This window comes from Dietzia sp. HMSC21D01 (assembly GCF_001815995.1).
Taxonomy (GTDB): domain Bacteria; phylum Actinomycetota; class Actinomycetes; order Mycobacteriales; family Mycobacteriaceae; genus Dietzia; species Dietzia cinnamea.
Window position 1 is genome coordinate 1 of sequence record NZ_KV824070.1, and the last position, 547, is coordinate 547.

Here is a 547-nt window from a genome sequence, read left to right on the forward strand (position 1 = left end):
TGCCGTTGGGTGTGGTGGGGTTGACGGCGGATCAGGTCGCTGAGGTCTCGGGTGTCGACCTGCAGGAGCGGACCTCGCTGGCGGCGCTGCTGCGGTCCGTGCTCGGGGGCGTGATGGACTCCGAACTCAGCCTTCGCGACGAGGTCGACGTGTTCGCGCCCGTCGCCGACCTGCTGAAAGTCACCCTGCTCAGCGCCCTCACTCCCGACCGCGCCACGACCCGGTATCCGCTGGCCGAGCAGATCGTCACCTACGTGCTCGACAACCTCACCGACCCCGGCCTCGGAGCCGCCAGGATCGCGAAGGACCTGCACGTGTCCGAGCGTCTGCTCTACGCAGAGATGTCCCGCGCGGACATCAGGCTCGCGCAGCTGATCCAGTCCCAGCGCCTGCGTCGCGTCCGCGACGCCCTGACCGCACCGGCCACCATCGACGTCCCCATCGGCGTCCTCGCCCAACAGCACGGGTTCGTCTCCGCCAGCCACTTCAGCCGCATCTTCCGCGAAGAATTCGGCACCACACCCCGCCAATGGCGCAACAACACCAC

1 protein-coding gene is annotated in these 547 nt (G+C 68.4%); it reads left to right on the forward strand.

Annotated features, from left to right (window positions below; genetic code table 11):
- Positions 1–14: 14 nt before the first annotated feature.
- A partial coding sequence (locus HMPREF3086_RS14845) for a helix-turn-helix domain-containing protein (protein ID WP_141764108.1) occupies positions 15–547 on the forward strand: 533 nt, incomplete at its 3' end.